Annotated in this window: 13 protein-coding genes; 11 read left to right on the top strand and 2 right to left on the bottom strand. The window is 70.7% G+C overall.

Annotated features, from left to right (window positions below; all coding sequences use genetic code 11):
• The first annotated feature begins 12 nt into the window (after positions 1-12).
• Together IG54_RS0108315 and IG54_RS0108310 are read left to right on the top strand one after the other, a co-directional pair.
• Complete coding sequence (locus tag IG54_RS0108315) at positions 13-963, top strand: N-acetylneuraminate synthase family protein (RefSeq protein ID WP_030779172.1); 951 nt, start codon at positions 13-15, stop codon at positions 961-963.
• 36 nt (positions 964-999) lie between these two features.
• Positions 1,000-2,124 carry a hypothetical protein gene (locus IG54_RS0108310; protein WP_051819354.1) on the top strand — a complete coding sequence of 375 codons (1,125 nt, stop codon included), beginning with the start codon at positions 1,000-1,002 and terminating at the stop codon, positions 2,122-2,124.
• 9 nt (positions 2,125-2,133) lie between these two features.
• On the opposite strand, the gene IG54_RS0108305 is transcribed toward IG54_RS0108310, so the two are convergent.
• Complete coding sequence (locus IG54_RS0108305) at positions 2,134-2,580, bottom strand: protein-tyrosine phosphatase family protein (protein WP_030779166.1); 447 nt, start codon at positions 2,578-2,580, stop codon at positions 2,134-2,136.
• On the bottom strand, positions 2,577-4,031 hold the full coding sequence (locus tag IG54_RS0108300; protein ID WP_051819353.1) for an MFS transporter: 1,455 nt from the start codon (positions 4,029-4,031) through the stop codon (positions 2,577-2,579). Before IG54_RS0108300 ends, IG54_RS0108305 begins: the two co-directional genes overlap by 4 nt.
• A 138-nt stretch (positions 4,032-4,169) precedes the next feature.
• Between IG54_RS0108300 and IG54_RS43440 the strand changes: the two genes are divergently transcribed.
• The 9 genes from IG54_RS43440 to IG54_RS0108255 all read left to right on the top strand — a co-directional run bounded on the left by IG54_RS43440 (position 4,170) and on the right by IG54_RS0108255 (position 14,327).
• Entirely contained in the window at positions 4,170-5,060 is an 891-nt protein-coding gene (locus tag IG54_RS43440; RefSeq protein WP_267883633.1) for a LysR family transcriptional regulator, read from the top strand.
• Positions 5,061-5,270: 210 nt separating this feature from the next.
• Entirely contained in the window at positions 5,271-5,792 is a 522-nt protein-coding gene (locus tag IG54_RS0108290) for a hypothetical protein (RefSeq protein ID WP_030779158.1), read from the top strand.
• A gap of 119 nt (positions 5,793-5,911) precedes the next feature.
• Entirely contained in the window at positions 5,912-7,177 is a 1,266-nt protein-coding gene (locus tag IG54_RS0108285; protein WP_420712231.1) for a M20 family metallopeptidase, read from the top strand.
• Between the two features lie 151 nt (positions 7,178-7,328).
• Positions 7,329-8,414 (top strand): BMP family lipoprotein, encoded by a 1,086-nt coding sequence (locus IG54_RS0108280; RefSeq protein WP_030779152.1) that lies wholly within the window; start codon positions 7,329-7,331, stop codon positions 8,412-8,414.
• A gap of 264 nt (positions 8,415-8,678) precedes the next feature.
• Positions 8,679-9,731, top strand: coding sequence for a BMP family lipoprotein (locus IG54_RS0108275; RefSeq protein ID WP_030779149.1), 1,053 nt, complete (start codon positions 8,679-8,681; stop codon positions 9,729-9,731).
• A 204-nt stretch (positions 9,732-9,935) separates the two neighbouring features.
• A complete protein-coding gene (locus IG54_RS0108270) occupies positions 9,936-11,525 on the top strand; it encodes an ABC transporter ATP-binding protein (protein ID WP_420712234.1) in 1,590 nt (529 codons plus the stop codon).
• Entirely contained in the window at positions 11,522-12,670 is a 1,149-nt protein-coding gene (locus IG54_RS0108265; RefSeq protein ID WP_030779139.1) for an ABC transporter permease, read from the top strand. Before IG54_RS0108270 ends, IG54_RS0108265 begins: the two co-directional genes overlap by 4 nt.
• A complete protein-coding gene (locus IG54_RS0108260) occupies positions 12,667-13,929 on the top strand; it encodes an ABC transporter permease (RefSeq protein ID WP_030779137.1) in 1,263 nt (420 codons plus the stop codon). Before IG54_RS0108265 ends, IG54_RS0108260 begins: the two co-directional genes overlap by 4 nt.
• Positions 13,926-14,327: a cytidine deaminase gene (locus tag IG54_RS0108255; protein WP_030779135.1), complete on the top strand. Its 402-nt coding sequence runs from the start codon at positions 13,926-13,928 to the stop codon at positions 14,325-14,327. Before IG54_RS0108260 ends, IG54_RS0108255 begins: the two co-directional genes overlap by 4 nt.
• Positions 14,328-14,340 lie beyond the last annotated feature (13 nt).

The following is a 14,340-nucleotide window of genomic DNA, read 5'->3' as shown; positions in this document are numbered from 1 at the left end:
ACTGTTCCCAGCATGAGCAACATCACCTCCATCGGCGCCAACTCCCGTCTGCGTCAGTTCGGTTCGAAGACGGCGGGGCCCGGCCGGCCCGTCTACATCACCGGCGAGATCGGCATCAACCACAACGGTGACCTGGAGAACGCGTTCAAGCTGATCGACGTGGCCGCCGACGCCGGGTGCGACGCGGTCAAGTTCCAAAAGCGCACCCCGGAGATCTGCACGCCGCGCGACCAGTGGGACATCGAGCGCGACACCCCCTGGGGCCGCATGACGTACATCGACTACCGCCACCGCGTGGAGTTCGGCGAGTCCGAGTACCAGGCGATCAGCGAGCACTGCGCCAAGCGCGGCATCGACTGGTTCGCCTCCCCGTGGGACACCGAGGCCGTCGCCTTCCTGGAGAAGTTCGACCTGCCCGCCCACAAGGTCGCCTCCGCCTCCCTCACGGACGACGAGCTGCTGCGCGCCCTGCGCGCCACCGGCCGCACGATCATCCTCTCCACCGGCATGTCGACGCCGAAGCAGATCCGCCACGCCGTCGAGGTCCTCGGCTCCGACAACATCCTGCTCTGCCACGCCACGTCCACGTACCCGGCCAAGGCCGAGGAGCTGAACCTGCGCGTGATCAACACCCTCCAGCAGGAGTACCCGAACGTCCCGATCGGCTACTCCGGCCACGAGACGGGCCTCCAGACGACGCTGGCCGCCGTCGCCCTCGGCGCCACGTTCGTCGAGCGCCACATCACCCTCGACCGCGCCATGTGGGGCTCCGACCAGGCCGCCTCCGTGGAGCCGCAGGGCCTGACCCGCCTGGTCCGCGACATCCGCACCATCGAGGCCTCGCTCGGCGACGGCGTCAAGAAGGTGTACGAGTCCGAGCTGGGCCCGATGAAGAAGCTGCGCCGCGTCGCGGGCGTCGTGGCGGAGTCGGAGACCACCGGCGCCGAGCCGGTCGCGGTCTGAGCGCCCACCGGTTACCGGGATACGGACGAGACGACGATGAGCCCCCGAGCCACCGGCGCCACCTGCACCACCGCCCCCTCCACGCTCGCCTTCGTGGAGAGCCCTGTTCAGCTGCTGAACGTACTGGAATGGGCGCACGCGGCGGCCGCGACCGGCCCGGCCGGGGGGCTCACCGTCGTCGTCCTCTCGCCCAACGACCCCATGACCCGGGGCCAGTTGCGCCGCATGGCGCAGCTCGCCCGCGACGAGGGCGTCGAGGTCCGCTGGGAGGAGGCGCGCGGCGGTGCGACGGCCCCCTTCCAGACGATCGGCGGCCTGGCGGGCGCGCTGCGCAAGGCGGACCGGGTCGTCATAGGAGACCCGTTCTCCCGCTACGTACAGCTCCTGCTGACCATCACCCGCGCCCGCTCCCTGGTGGTGGTCGACGACGGCACGGCGACGATGGAGTTCGTCTCCCAGCTGGCCCGCGGTGAGCGTCTGGTGCGCTGGCACCGCAAGGGCGGCCGCCCCGGCCCCCGCGACCTGGTCTTCGCGCCGGTCTCGGCCTCGGCCCGGCGGCGCCTCACCCCCGGCGGGGCGCGCACGGTGGAGGTCTTCTCCTCCATGCCGATCGACCAGGCGCCGCCCGGCGTCACCGTCACCGTCAACGCCTTCGCCTGGACCAGGGAGCGCTTCGGACCGCCCCGCATCACGCGCGGCGCCGACCTGGTCGGCACGTCCCTCGTCGAGACGGGCGTGGTGGACCTCGACCGCTATGTGGAAGCGGTCCGCGCCCTCTCCCTGACCCACGGGGCCACGCGCTACTTCGCCCACCGCCGCGAGAGTTCCGACAAGCTGCACCGGCTCGCGGTGGAGACGGGCCTCCAGGTGGTACGCCCCGACCTCCCCCTGGAGCTGATCGCCCGCCGCGGCCCCATCGGCCGTACGATCCTCAGCTTCCCCTCCACGGTCGTCCACACCCTGCCCCTGGCCCTTGCGGGCACGGACGTGAAGGTGGCGGTCTGCGACATCGACCCGGCGTGGCTCACGGAGAACGCCTCGCCGCGCGCGCAGGGCTTCCTGTCCGGAGTGACGGGGACGGCACGGGACGTGCACCGGCTGACGTCCGTCATCACCTCGGCGGGCGGCCCGCGGGGCATGGGGTCACCGGCGCCGGGATGAGAAGAGGCCTCAGGCGCTGAACCGTGCCACGTACCGCCGCTGCCAGGGCGTCTCCACCGCGTGCCGGTCGTAGTGCGCGCGCACGAAGGCGACGGCCTCCCCGGCGGGTACCCCGTCCAGCACGGCGACGCAGGCGAGGGCGGTCCCGGTCCGCCCGCGCCCGCCCCCGCAGGCCACCTCCACCCGCTCCCCGGCCGCCCGCTCCCACACCTCCCGCAGCAGCTCCCGCGCCCGCGCCCGATCGCTCGGCAGCCTGAAATCGGGCCAGCGCAACCATTGCGCCTCCCAGGGGACTTCGGGTGGTTGCTTGCCGAGGAGATAGACGCCGAGATCGGGTACGTCCCCATCCGGCAGGGGATGCCGGAGCCCCCGGCCCCGGACGAGCCGTCCGGAGGGCAGCCGCAGGACTCCGGTGCCGTCGGCCTGCCACGTGCCTGTGCTCTCGCTGGCGGTCATGCCCGCAGACTAGGCGCCGCCACCGGCCGGGGCAGCGCGTTTCGCTTCGTCCGCAGCCCGAACGCACTGATCACCGCGGCCAGCAGGGCGGCCGCCAGCGGCACCCACAGGGCCGCCCGGTAGCCGTCGAGCAGGTCCGTCGGCGAATTGGACGCCGTGGCCGCGACGTTGACGGCCGTGACCGCCGAGAGGCCGAGCGCGGCGCCGAACTGGAAGGACGTGTAGAGCAGCGCGCCGGCCAGGCCCTGCTCCTCCTCGGCGATCCCCTCGGTGGCGACGATGGTGAGCGGGCCGTAGGCCAGCGAGAACGCCAGGGCGACGACGATCATGCTCGGGAGCATCATCGCGTACGTCCAGTCGGCGGTGACCGGCAGGAACAGGGCGTAGGCGAGCGCGGCGAGGAGCAGTCCGCCGAAGATCACCCGGGTGTTGCCGAAGCGGTTCACCAGCCGGGGGGTCACGACGGGGGAGAGGAACGCGTCGAGGCCCATGACGAGCATCGCGAGGCTGGTCTGGAGCGTCGACCAGTTCCGCAGCTCCTGGAGGTAGAGGACCACCAGGAACTGGAAGCCGAAGAAGCCCGCGGCGAAGAGCAGCGCGGAGAGATTGGCGCGCACGAGGCTACCGCCGCGCAGGATGCCGAGGCGGACCAGCGGGGCCGCCGAGCGCCGCTCGACCGCGACGAACGCGGCGAGGAGCAGGAGACCGGCGCCGATCGTGGCCGCCGTCCAGGCTGCCGGGGCGTGCGCGGCGCGCTCCACGCCGAGGACGAGCAGCACGATGGCGGAGGTGATGGTCAGGCCGCCCGCCAGATCGAACCCCTGCCCGGCCACCCGCTCGGGACGCGCCGACTTCGGTACGAAGGCGAGGGCCGCCAGGAGGATCACCGCGGAGAGTACGACCGGCGCGAAGAACACCCAGCGCCAGCCGACCGAGGTCAGCAGCCCGCCGACGACGAGCCCGACCGAGAAGCCGCCCGCGGAGGTACCGGAGTAGAAGAGCAGGGCCTTGTTGCGCTGCGGCCCCTCCGCGAACCCGGTGGTGATGATCGAGAGCCCGGCGGGCGTCATGAAGGCGGCGGCGACCCCGGTGACGAAGCGCGCCGCGATCAGCGTCCAGCCCTCGGTGGCGAATCCGCCGAGCCCGGAGAAGACGAGGAAGACGGAGAGCCAGAACACGAACATCCGGCGGCGCCCGAAGAGGTCGGCGGCCCGCCCGCCGAGCAGCATGAAGCCGCCGTACCCGAGGACGTACGCGCTCATCACCCACTGCAAGGAGCCCGTGGACAGGCCGAGGTCGGCGCGGATGGAGGGGAGGGCGACATTGAGCATCGCGATGTCGATGCCCTCCAGGAAGATCGCCCCGCACAGGACGAGGAGGACGCCCCATTGGCGGCGGGTCCAGACGGTGGTCGGCCGTTCTTCGGTGGCCCTCGGGGCACTGGCACTCATGACGTCTCAACTCTCCCGCTACTGGCAGCTGTTGTTGTCTGCTCAATCACCCTTGGCCAGGCGGGGAGGAGGAACAACGGCGAAGATCGCAACGTTCGTTCAAGCAGGCTGAACGATCCGACCGACCCGGGGGCCCCGATGCCGATCGAGCGTGACGAACTGGAGTGCTTCCTCCTCCTCTCCGAGGAGCTGCACTTCGGCCGCACCGCCGAGCGGATGAGGCTCTCCAAGGCCCGCGTGAGCCAGCTGGTCCAGCGGCTCGAACGCCGCGTGGGCGCCCCGCTGTTCACCCGCACCAGCCGCCGCGTCGCCCTCACCTCGATCGGCCGGCGGCTGCGCGCCGACCTGGCACCCCACCACCGCGGCATCGAGGAGGCCCTGGAGCGGGCGGCGGCCACCGCGCGCGGCATCGAGGCCGTGCTGCACGTCGGCTTCTCCAACCCGCTCACCGGCGAGATCGTGATGAAGGCGACGGAGGCGCTGCGCGTCAGCCACCCCGGTCTCGCCGTGGAGGTGTGCGAGGTGCCGCTCGGCGATCCGTACGGGCAGCTGCGCAGAGGCGAGTTCGACGTGCAGCTCACCGAGCTTCCCGTACGGGAGGAGGATCTCGGCATCGGGCCGCAGCTGCTCGCCGAGGACCGCGTCCTCGCCCTGCCCGCCACCCACCCGCTGGCCGCCCGGGCCACGGTGACCCTGGAGGACCTCGCCGCCGTCCCCCTCCTCACCCTCGCGGGCGAGGTCCCCGACTACTGGCTGGAGCACCACGTCCCCGCCCGCACCCCGAGCGGCCGCCCGATCGAGCGCGGCCCCGGGGTGGTCAACATGCAGGAGGGCCTGATCCTGGTGGCGGCGGGCAAGGGCGCGTTCCTCGCCCCCGCCCACACGGCCACGTACTACGCCCGGCCGGGGGTCACGTACGTCCCCTTCGCGGACGCGGAGCCGACGGGCTACGGCCTGGTGTGGCGGCTCGGCCACGACACGGGGGTGGTCGCGGCCTTCGCACGGACGGCACGGGAGGTCACCGGCTGAGGTGCGCCCCGGTAGGGGCGCGGGGAACTGCGCGACCAGCCACGACGCACCCGCACCTGCATCCGGAGGCACGCCGAGGACGCCGAGGACGGCGAGGACGGCGCGGAGGGCGAGGAGGAGTGCTCCCTCCCCCGTCCGGCGGAGCCCGCCCCCACCGGATGCGCCCCCACGACGACGCGCCCCCCACCGCCGCCGCGCCAGCATCACCCCATGCTGAGAATCACCGCACTCCCCGACGTCCCCCGCTGGGCCGCCCTCGCCGCCCACGCCGTGCCGTGGATCACCCTGCCCTCGGGGCTGTGGCGGGTCGCCCTGGTGGCCGGGCTCCCCGTCGCCGCGCGGGAGCAGCACGGTGCGGGAGAGGCCGTGTACGTCCTGGGACTCAGCGTCATATCGGAGGTGCTCGCGTTCCTCACGCTCGGTCTGGTGCGCGCGTGGGGTGAGACCGTGCCCGCGTGGGTACCCGTGCTCGGCGGCCGGCAGGTGCGGCCGCTCGCCGCCGTCGTACCGGCCCTGCTGGGCGCCGGAGGGCTCTTCGGGCTCATGGGCTGGGCCTTCTACGCACAGATCGCCGGATTGGGGGCCGAAGCGGGTGTGACGGACAGTACAGCGCAAACCGCCCTGCTCGTGATTTGCTATGTACCGCTGATCGCCTGGCCGCCCCTGCTGACAGCGGTCGCCCTCGCCTACTACAGGCGCCGGACGGCTTACGCATCCCCCGTGGCGGCGTGAATGTTTACCCATCCCGATCAGCGGCCATGCGCCACGAGGCCACTGTTTCTTCCCCTAACGGGCTGAACTTTTGTTGATCGTGGGTCAGTTGGCCGTTGCATCGCCCTACCCTTCAAAGGGTGAACCAACTGATGTCCTGTGCGACCGAAGAGGTGTCCGACGGCTTGTCCGCAACGGAGTACGCACTCACGCAGACGCTTCCCGGTGCGCTGCCCGAAGCGCTGCGCACCGAACTCGTCGCCTTCCGCCGTGACGTGCACATGCACCCGGAGCTCGGTAACCAGGAGTTCCGCACCACCGCCGCCATCAAGACCCGGCTGGAGGAGGCGGGCCTCGCCCCCCGGGTGCTCAAGGCCGGCACAGGGCTCGTCTGCGACGTGGGGGAGTGGGACGGCGTGCGCCCCATGCTGGCCCTGCGCGCCGACATCGACGCGCTGCCCATCCCCGACACCAAGCTCGGCGTGCCCTACCGCTCCACCGTGCCCGACCGCGCCCACGCCTGCGGGCACGACGTGCACACCACCGTCGTCCTCGGCGCCGGCCTGGTCCTCGCGGACCTGGCGCGCAAGGGGCAGCTGCCCTTCGCGGTGCGGCTGATCTTCCAGCCCGCCGAGGAGGTCCTGCCGGGCGGCGCCGCCGACGCCATCAAGGAGGGCGTCCTCGACGGCGTAGGGAAGATCATCGCCGTGCACTGCGACCCCCGTGTCGACGCGGGCCGCATCGGCCTGCGGCACGGACCCATCACCTCCGCCTGCGACCGCCTGGAGGTCGCACTCGACGGACCCGGCGGACACACCGCGCGGCCGCATCTCACCACCGACCTCGTCACCGCCGCCGCCAAGGTCGCTACCGAGGTCCCGGCCGTCGTCGCCCGCCGCGCCGACGCCCGCTCGGGCCTCTCGGTGACCTGGGGCCGCATCGAGTCCGGCCACGCTCCGAACGTGATCCCGCAGCACGCCGAGCTGTCCGGGACCGTGCGCTGCCTGGACCTCAAGGCCTGGCGGGAGGCGCCCGACCTGGTGCACGGCGCGATCCAGGAGATCGCCGACCTCTACCGCGCCAAGTCGGAGGTCACCTACGTCCGTGGCGTCCCGCCCGTCGTCAACGACCCCGGCGTCGCCGACCTGCTGCGCGACGCCATGGCCGAACGGCGCGGCCCGCTCTCGATCGAGGACACCGAACAGAGCCTGGGTGGCGAGGACTTCTCCTGGTATCTGGAGCACGTGCCCGGCGCCATGGCCCGGCTCGGCGTGCGCAGGCCGGGCGAGCGCACCGTCCGCGACCTCCACCAGGGCGACTTCGACGCGGACGAGTCGGCCATCGCGGTCGGCGTTGAACTCTTCACCGCGACCGCGCTGCTGGACGCGGCGCGCACCGAGGCGTAACGGCTTCGGGGCGTGACCGACGCCCGGCGCGAACCCGGCACGAATAGGTAACGGCCGCGCGGAAAACCGTTCCCTCCCTTTCCACGCTCGTTACTGTGCGCCGAAATCAGCGCCGTCAGCGGTGCGTTGGGGAACGTGAGGAGTACGTCCTATGCGTCGTGTATCGAGACTTTCCCAAGTGGCCGTGGCGGTGGCGTCGCTCGCCCTCGCCGCTTCGGCGTGCGGCAAGACCAGTACCGAGGCTTCGCAGGAGGAGGGCGGCAAGGAGCAGGGCTCCGGCGCCTCGTCCTCGTACAAGGGCAAGGGCATCGGTCTGGCCTACGACATCGGCGGGCAGGGCGACCAGTCCTTCAACGACGCCGCCTACGCGGGCTACACCAAGGCCCGCAAGGAGTTCAAGATCGGTGGCGTGGACATGGAGCCGGGCGACGGCGAGTCCAGCGCCGACAAGGTCCAGCGCCTCGAACAGCTCGCCAACCAGGGTTACAACCCCGTCATCGGCGTCGGCTTCGCCTACGCGCCCGCGGTGGAGGCGGCCGCGAAGAAGTTCCCGAAGACCACCTTCGGGATCATCGACGACAACACCGTGAAGGCCGACAACGTCGCCGGCATCGTGTTCCACGACGAACAGGGCTCCTATCTGGCCGGTGTCGCCGCGGCCAAGGCGAGCAAGGCCAAGCACGTCGGATTCGTGGGCGGTGTGGACATTCCGCTGATCCATAAATTCGAGGCCGGATTCGTGCAGGGCGTGAAGTCCGTCGATCCCAAGATCGAAATTGAGAAGCGGTATCTGACGGAGAAACCGGAGGAGGGCGGATTTTCCAGCCCCGACAAGGGGCAGAACGCGGCCGGCGGCCAGATCGAGGCCGGCGCGGACGTGATCTACCACGCGGCGGGGCTCTCCGGGCAGGGCGTCATCCAGGAGGCCGGCTCACAGAAGAAGTGGGTGATCGGCGTCGACTCCGACCAGTACAAGCACAAGGCCCTCGCCAAGTACAAGCAGTACATCCTCGGCTCGGCGCTCAAGGACATCGGCGGTGCCGTGTACGACCTGACGAAGTCGGTCGTCGAGGGCGACCCGAGGACGGGCGAGCGGCGGTACGACCTCAAGTCCGGCCGCCTCGGCTTCTCCGACTCCAACCCGAGGTACCGGGCGATGAAGGACGTCGTCGCCGCCGTCGAGAAGGCCAAGCAGGACGTCATCAGCGGCAAGGTGAAGGTCAGGACGGCGCCGTAGCGCGCCGCGAGGACGTTGTACGTAGCACCTCGCGCGCGCACCTCGCGCCGTTTTACGTAGTACGTCCTGCGGCGCCTGGGCGCCCCCCACGAAGGGGGCGCCCACCGCGTGTTCGCCCCCCGGATGCCTCGTGGCCACAGGTCGATAACGGACCGGACAGAAGGGTTCTTATGTCAGGTCTACGCGCGTTACGCTGCGGCGAAATCAGCGCCGGGTGAGGCGCTCGTACCGCTTGTGCTTGCTTGACTCAAGGAGTTCGTCTCTATGCGCCGGGTGTCTCGAATTGCTGTCGCGGGCGCCGCGACCGCAGCCCTCGCCGTCTCCGTCTCCGCCTGTGGTGGCACGTCCAGCGACGCCGCCGCGAGCAAGGACGACAAGAACAAGGGCGTCGCCATCGCCTACGACGTCGGCGGTGCCGGCGACCAGTCCTTCAACGACGCCGCGACCGAGGGCATGAAGAAGGCCGCCAAGGACTTCAAGACCGGCGAGAAGGCCGTCGAGCCGGTCGACGGCGAGTCGGACGCCGACAAGACGCAGCGCCTGACGCAGCTCGCCAAGCAGGGCTACAACCCCGTCATCGGGGTCGGCTACGCCTACGCCCCGGCGATCAAGGAGGTCTCGGCGAAGTTCCCGAAGGTCACCTTCGGCATCGTCGACGACGAGACCGTCAAGGCCGACAACGTCGCCGACCTCGTCTTCAGCGAGCAGGAGGCGTCCTACCTCGCGGGCGTCGCCGCTGCCAAGACCACCAAGACCAAGACCGTCGGCTTCGTCGGCGGCGTGGACGTCCCCCTCATCCACAAGTTCGAGGCGGGCTACGCCCAGGGCGTCAAGGACACCAACCCCAAGGTCAAGGTCGTCAAGCAGTACCTGACGGAGAAGGCCGAGGACGGCGGCTTCACCAGCCCCGACAAGGGCAAGACCGCCGCCCAGGGCCAGATCGAGAAGGGCGCCGACGTGGTCTACCACGCGGCCGGCCTCTCCGGTCAGGGCGTCATCGAGGCCGCCGCCGCCAAGAAGGTCTGGGCGATCGGCGTCGACTCCGACCAGTACAAGCAGGACGCGCTCGCCAAGTACAAGAAGTACATCCTGACCTCGGCGACCAAGGACGTCGCGGCCTCGGTGTACAACCTGGCGAAGGCCGTCGAGGACGGCAACGCCAAGGGCGGAGTCGTCCGCGCCGACCTCAAGTCGGGTGGTGTCGCGCTCGCCAAGTCCAACCCCGAGTTCATGAAGATGAAGGACGTCCAGGCCGCGCTGACGAAGGCCGAGGCCGGCATCAAGGACGGCAAGATCAAGGTCAAGACCACGCCGTAAGGCGGTAGTTGACCTACGCTCGCCGTCAGAACCTGTGTCAGGCTCTGACGGCAGCGTGCTGCTCGTGGGGCGGGGTGCGGGGGACGCGGGTCCACCCGCGCCCCGTTCGCGCGAGCCACTTTTCACCAGCAGGGGCACTGCGCGCGTAGGCGGCCCCTTTCCTTCAGGCCCTTCAGGCCCTTTGGCCCCAGAGGAGAGTGCGCCATCGACGCGTCCACCAACCCTCCGCCCATCGCCGTCGAACTCGCCGGCATCACCAAGCGCTTCCCCGGAGTCGTCGCCAACCACGACATCCACCTCACCGTCCGCAAGGGCACCGTGCACGCCCTCGTCGGCGAGAACGGCGCCGGCAAGTCGACGCTGATGAAGATCCTCTACGGCATGCAGAAGCCGGACGAGGGCACCATCACCGTCGACGGTGAGCAGGTCGCCTTCTCCAGCCCCGCCGACGCCATCGCGCGCGGCATCGGCATGGTCCACCAGCACTTCATGCTCGCCGACCAGCTGACCGTCCTGGAGAACATCGTCCTCGGCAGCGAGAAGCTGCACGGCATCGGCGCCGCCGCCCGCCGCACCATCCTCGACCTCTCCGACCGCTACGGCCTCGGAGTGCGCCCCGACGCCTACGTCGAGGACCTCGGCGTCGCCGACCGGCAGCGCGTGGAGATCCTCAAGGTCCTCTACCGCGGTGCCACCACGCTGATCCTCGACGAGCCGACGGCCGTGCTCGTGCCGCAGGAGGTCGACGCGCTCTTCGACAACCTCCGCGAACTCAAGTCCGAGGGCCTGTCCGTCATCTTCATCTCGCACAAGCTGGGCGAGGTCCTCTCCGTGGCCGACGACATCACCGTCATCCGGCGCGGCACGACGGTCGGCACGGCGATCCCCTCCGAGACGACCCCGCGCCAGCTCGCCGAGCTGATGGTGGGCAGCGAACTGCCGACCCCCGAGACGGCGGAGTCCACGGTCACCGACCGCCCGATGATCCAGGTGGAGGGCCTCAAGCTGCTCGCCGCCGGCGAGTCGGGCCGCGCCCTGCTCGACGACATCTCCTTCACGATCCACGAGGGAGAGGTCCTCGGTATCGCGGGCGTCGAGGGCAACGGCCAGACCGAGCTGATCGACGCGCTGATCGGCCTCAAGCACGCCGACTCCGGCGTCATCCGCATGGCGGGCGAGGACATCACCGGCACGGCGACCCGCAAGCGGCGCGAGGACGGCATCGGGTACATCCCCGAGGACCGCCACCGCCACGGCCTCCTCCTGGAGTCCCCGCTGTGGGAGAACCGCATCCTCGGCCACGTCACGGAGAAGCCGAACGCGCGCGGCTTCTGGCTGGACCCCAAGGGCGCCCAGGCCGACACCCGCCGCATCGTCGAGGAGTACGACGTCCGTACGCCCGGCATCGACGTGACGGCCGCCTCGCTGTCCGGCGGCAACCAGCAGAAGCTGATCGTCGGCCGCGAGATGAGCCACAAGCCGCGCTTCCTGATCGCCGCCCACCCCACCCGCGGTGTGGACGTCGGCGCGCAGGCGCAGATCTGGGACCAGATCCGCGAGGCACGCCGCGAGGGCCTCGCCGTCCTGCTGATCTCCGCCGACCTGGACGAGCTGATCGGCCTCTCCGACACCCTCCGCGTGATCTACCGCGGACGGCTCGTGGCGGACGCCGACCCGGCCACCATCACGCCGGAGGAGCTGGGCTCGGCGATGACGGGTGCCGCCTCCGGACACCTGGAACACGTCGAGTCCGGTGACGGCTCCGAGGCGTCCGAGGAGGACGAGACCCGATGAAGAAGTTCGACAAGGAGCGTGTGCTCCTCGCGGTGGCCGCCCCGGTCATCGCGCTGTTCGTGGCCGTGGCGCTGACCTCGGTCGTGCTGCTCGCCTCGGGCAAGAGCCCGATCGAGCCGTACACCCTGATGCTGGAGCAGATCTCCTACTCCGACGTCCAGGTGCTGACCATCAACCAGGCAGGCATGTACTACCTGGCGGCGCTCGCGGTGGCCATCGGCTTCCGCATGAACCTGTTCAACATCGGCGTGGACGGCCAGTACCGCCTCGCCGCGATGGTCACCGCCGTCGTCGGCGCGCATGTCGCGCTCCCGGCCGCGCTCCAGATCCCGCTGCTGATCGTGGTCGCCATGCTCACCGGCGCCTTCTGGGCGGGCATCGCGGGTCTCCTCAAGACCACCCGCGGCGTCAGCGAGGTCGTCGCCACGATCATGCTCAACGCCATCGCGACGAGCGTCATCGGCTACCTCACCCTCACCGAGAACTTCGGTGTGCCGGTCGGCAACAACCAGACCACCGGCGTGATGAAGGAGTCCGGCTGGTTCCCCGGCATCAAGCTGGCGGGCGGCGAGGTCTACGGCTTCGTCTTCGTCGCCGTCCTCGCGGGCGTCCTGTACTGGCTGGTCCTCAACCGCACCCGGTTCGGCTTCGACCTGCGCGCCACCGGCGCCTCCGAGTCGGCCGCCGCGGCCTCCGGCGTCAACGCCAAGCGCATGGTGCTCACCGCCATGCTGATCTCCGGTGCGATGGCGGGCCTCGCGGGTCTGCCGATCCTGCTCGGCGACACCCACACCTACAGCCTCAGCTTCCCCGCGGGCCTCGGCTTCACCGCCATCGGCATCGCGCTCCTCGGCCGCAACAACCCGGTCGGCATCGCGCTGGCCGCGCTGCTGTGGGCCTTCCTCGACAAGGCATCGCCCGCCCTCGACTACGCGACCCCGGTCGCGTACGACAAGGAGATCGCGGTGATCATGCAGGGCCTCATCGTGATCGCGGTCGTCGTCTCCTCGGAGACGGTGCGCCGCTGGGGCCTGCGCCGCCAGCAGCGCCGCGTCGGTGAGGAACTGGCCGCCGCCGCACGGGCGAACGGCAACAACGGCAACAACGGCAACAACGACTCCGCGAAGGAGGTGGCTGCCCGATGAGCACGGCATCCGTGGCCAAGCCCCCGGCCAAGCAGCCCGCCGCGGGCCGCCGCCGCATCCCGCTCCCCGTCCTCCTGCTCTCCATCGCCGGCGTCCTGGTGCTGATCTCGCTGGTCCGCGTCATCACCGGCGCCGACGGCATCACCTCCACCGGCCAGATGTCCACGGCGCTCAAGCTCGCCGTGCCGATCGGCCTCGCGGGCCTCGGCGGCCTGTGGGCCGAGCGCGCGGGCGTCGTCAACATCGGCCTCGAAGGCATGCTCATCCTCGGCACCTGGTTCGGTGCCTGGGCGGGCTTCCAGTGGGGCCCCTGGGTGGGTGTCCTCTTCGGCGTCCTCGGCGGCGCGCTCGGCGGTCTGCTGCACGCGATCGTGACGGTCACCTTCAACGTCAACCACATCGTCTCCGGTGTGGCCCTGAACATCCTCGCCCTGGGCGTCACCCGCTACCTCGCGACGTTCGCCTTCGAGGGCGAGGAGGGCGGTACGTCGAAGCAGTCACCGCCCGTCGAGTCCCTGGGCGACTTCTCGGTCCCCGGCCTCTCCGACTGGCTCATGGACCTCAACGGCAAGCACTGGTTCCTGGTCTCCGACCTCGCGGGCCTGATCGGCGGCCTGGTCACCGGCCTGTCGCCGCTCACCGTGGTGGCCGTCGCGATGGTGCCGCTGAGCTGGTGGGTGCTGTGGCGCACGTCGTTCGGGCTGCGGCTGCGCTCCTGCGGCGAGAACCCCGTCGCCGCCGAGTCCCTCGGCGTCAACGTCTACAAGTACAAGTACCTCGCCGTGATCATCTCGGGCGGCTTCGCCGGTCTCGGCGGCGCCTTCCTCTCGCTGGTCGCCTCCAACATCTACCTGGAGGGCCAGACCGGCGGCCGCGGTTACATCGGCCTCGCCGCGATGATCTTCGGTAACTGGATGCCGGGCGGACTCGCGCTCGGCGCGGGCCTGTTCGGCTACACCGACAGCCTCAAGCTCCGTGGCGGCGGTACGAACGTCCACGCGCTGCTGCTGCTCCTCGCGATCCTGCTGGTCATCGGCGCGATCTACCTCGCCTGGCGCAAGCGCTACGTGCCCGCGGCGATCACCGCGGCCGTCTCCGTGCTGATGTTCCTGTGGTACGGCTTGACGGACGAGGTGCCCAACCAGGTCGTCACCGCCACCCCGTACGTGGTGACCCTGCTGGTCCTCTCGCTCTCCGCCCAGCGGCTGCGGATGCCGAAGGCGGACGGAATGCCGTACCGAAGGGGACAAGGAAAGTGACGACAGCCGCCCAGGACACCGACTGGGACGCCCTGCGGGAAGCCGCGCGCGAGGCCATGTCCCGCGCGTACGCGCCCTACTCGGGGTTCCCGGTCGGCGCCGCGGCGCTGGTGGACGACGGCAGGACGGTCTCCGGCTGCAACGTCGAGAACGCCTCCTACGGCCTCGGCCTGTGCGCCGAGTGCGGCCTGGTCTCGCAGCTCCAGCTGACCGGCGGCGGCCGCCTCACCCACTTCACGTGCGTGGACGGCAAGGGCGAGATCCTGATGCCCTGCGGCCGCTGCCGCCAGCTGCTCTACGAGTTCGGGGGCCCGGAGCTGCTCCTGGAGACGGCCTCGGGCGTGCGCACGCTCGCGGACATGCTCCCCGACGCGTTCGGCCCGCAGCACCTCAACTGACGGCAGGCCCCGC

Origin of the sequence: Streptomyces sp. NRRL S-920 (assembly GCF_000717945.1) — a bacterium.
In the GTDB taxonomy this organism is placed as follows: domain Bacteria; phylum Actinomycetota; class Actinomycetes; order Streptomycetales; family Streptomycetaceae; genus Streptomyces; species Streptomyces alboniger.
The sequence above is the reverse complement of the archived record's forward strand: the minus strand, read 5'-3'. Positions and strand labels throughout refer to the sequence as shown.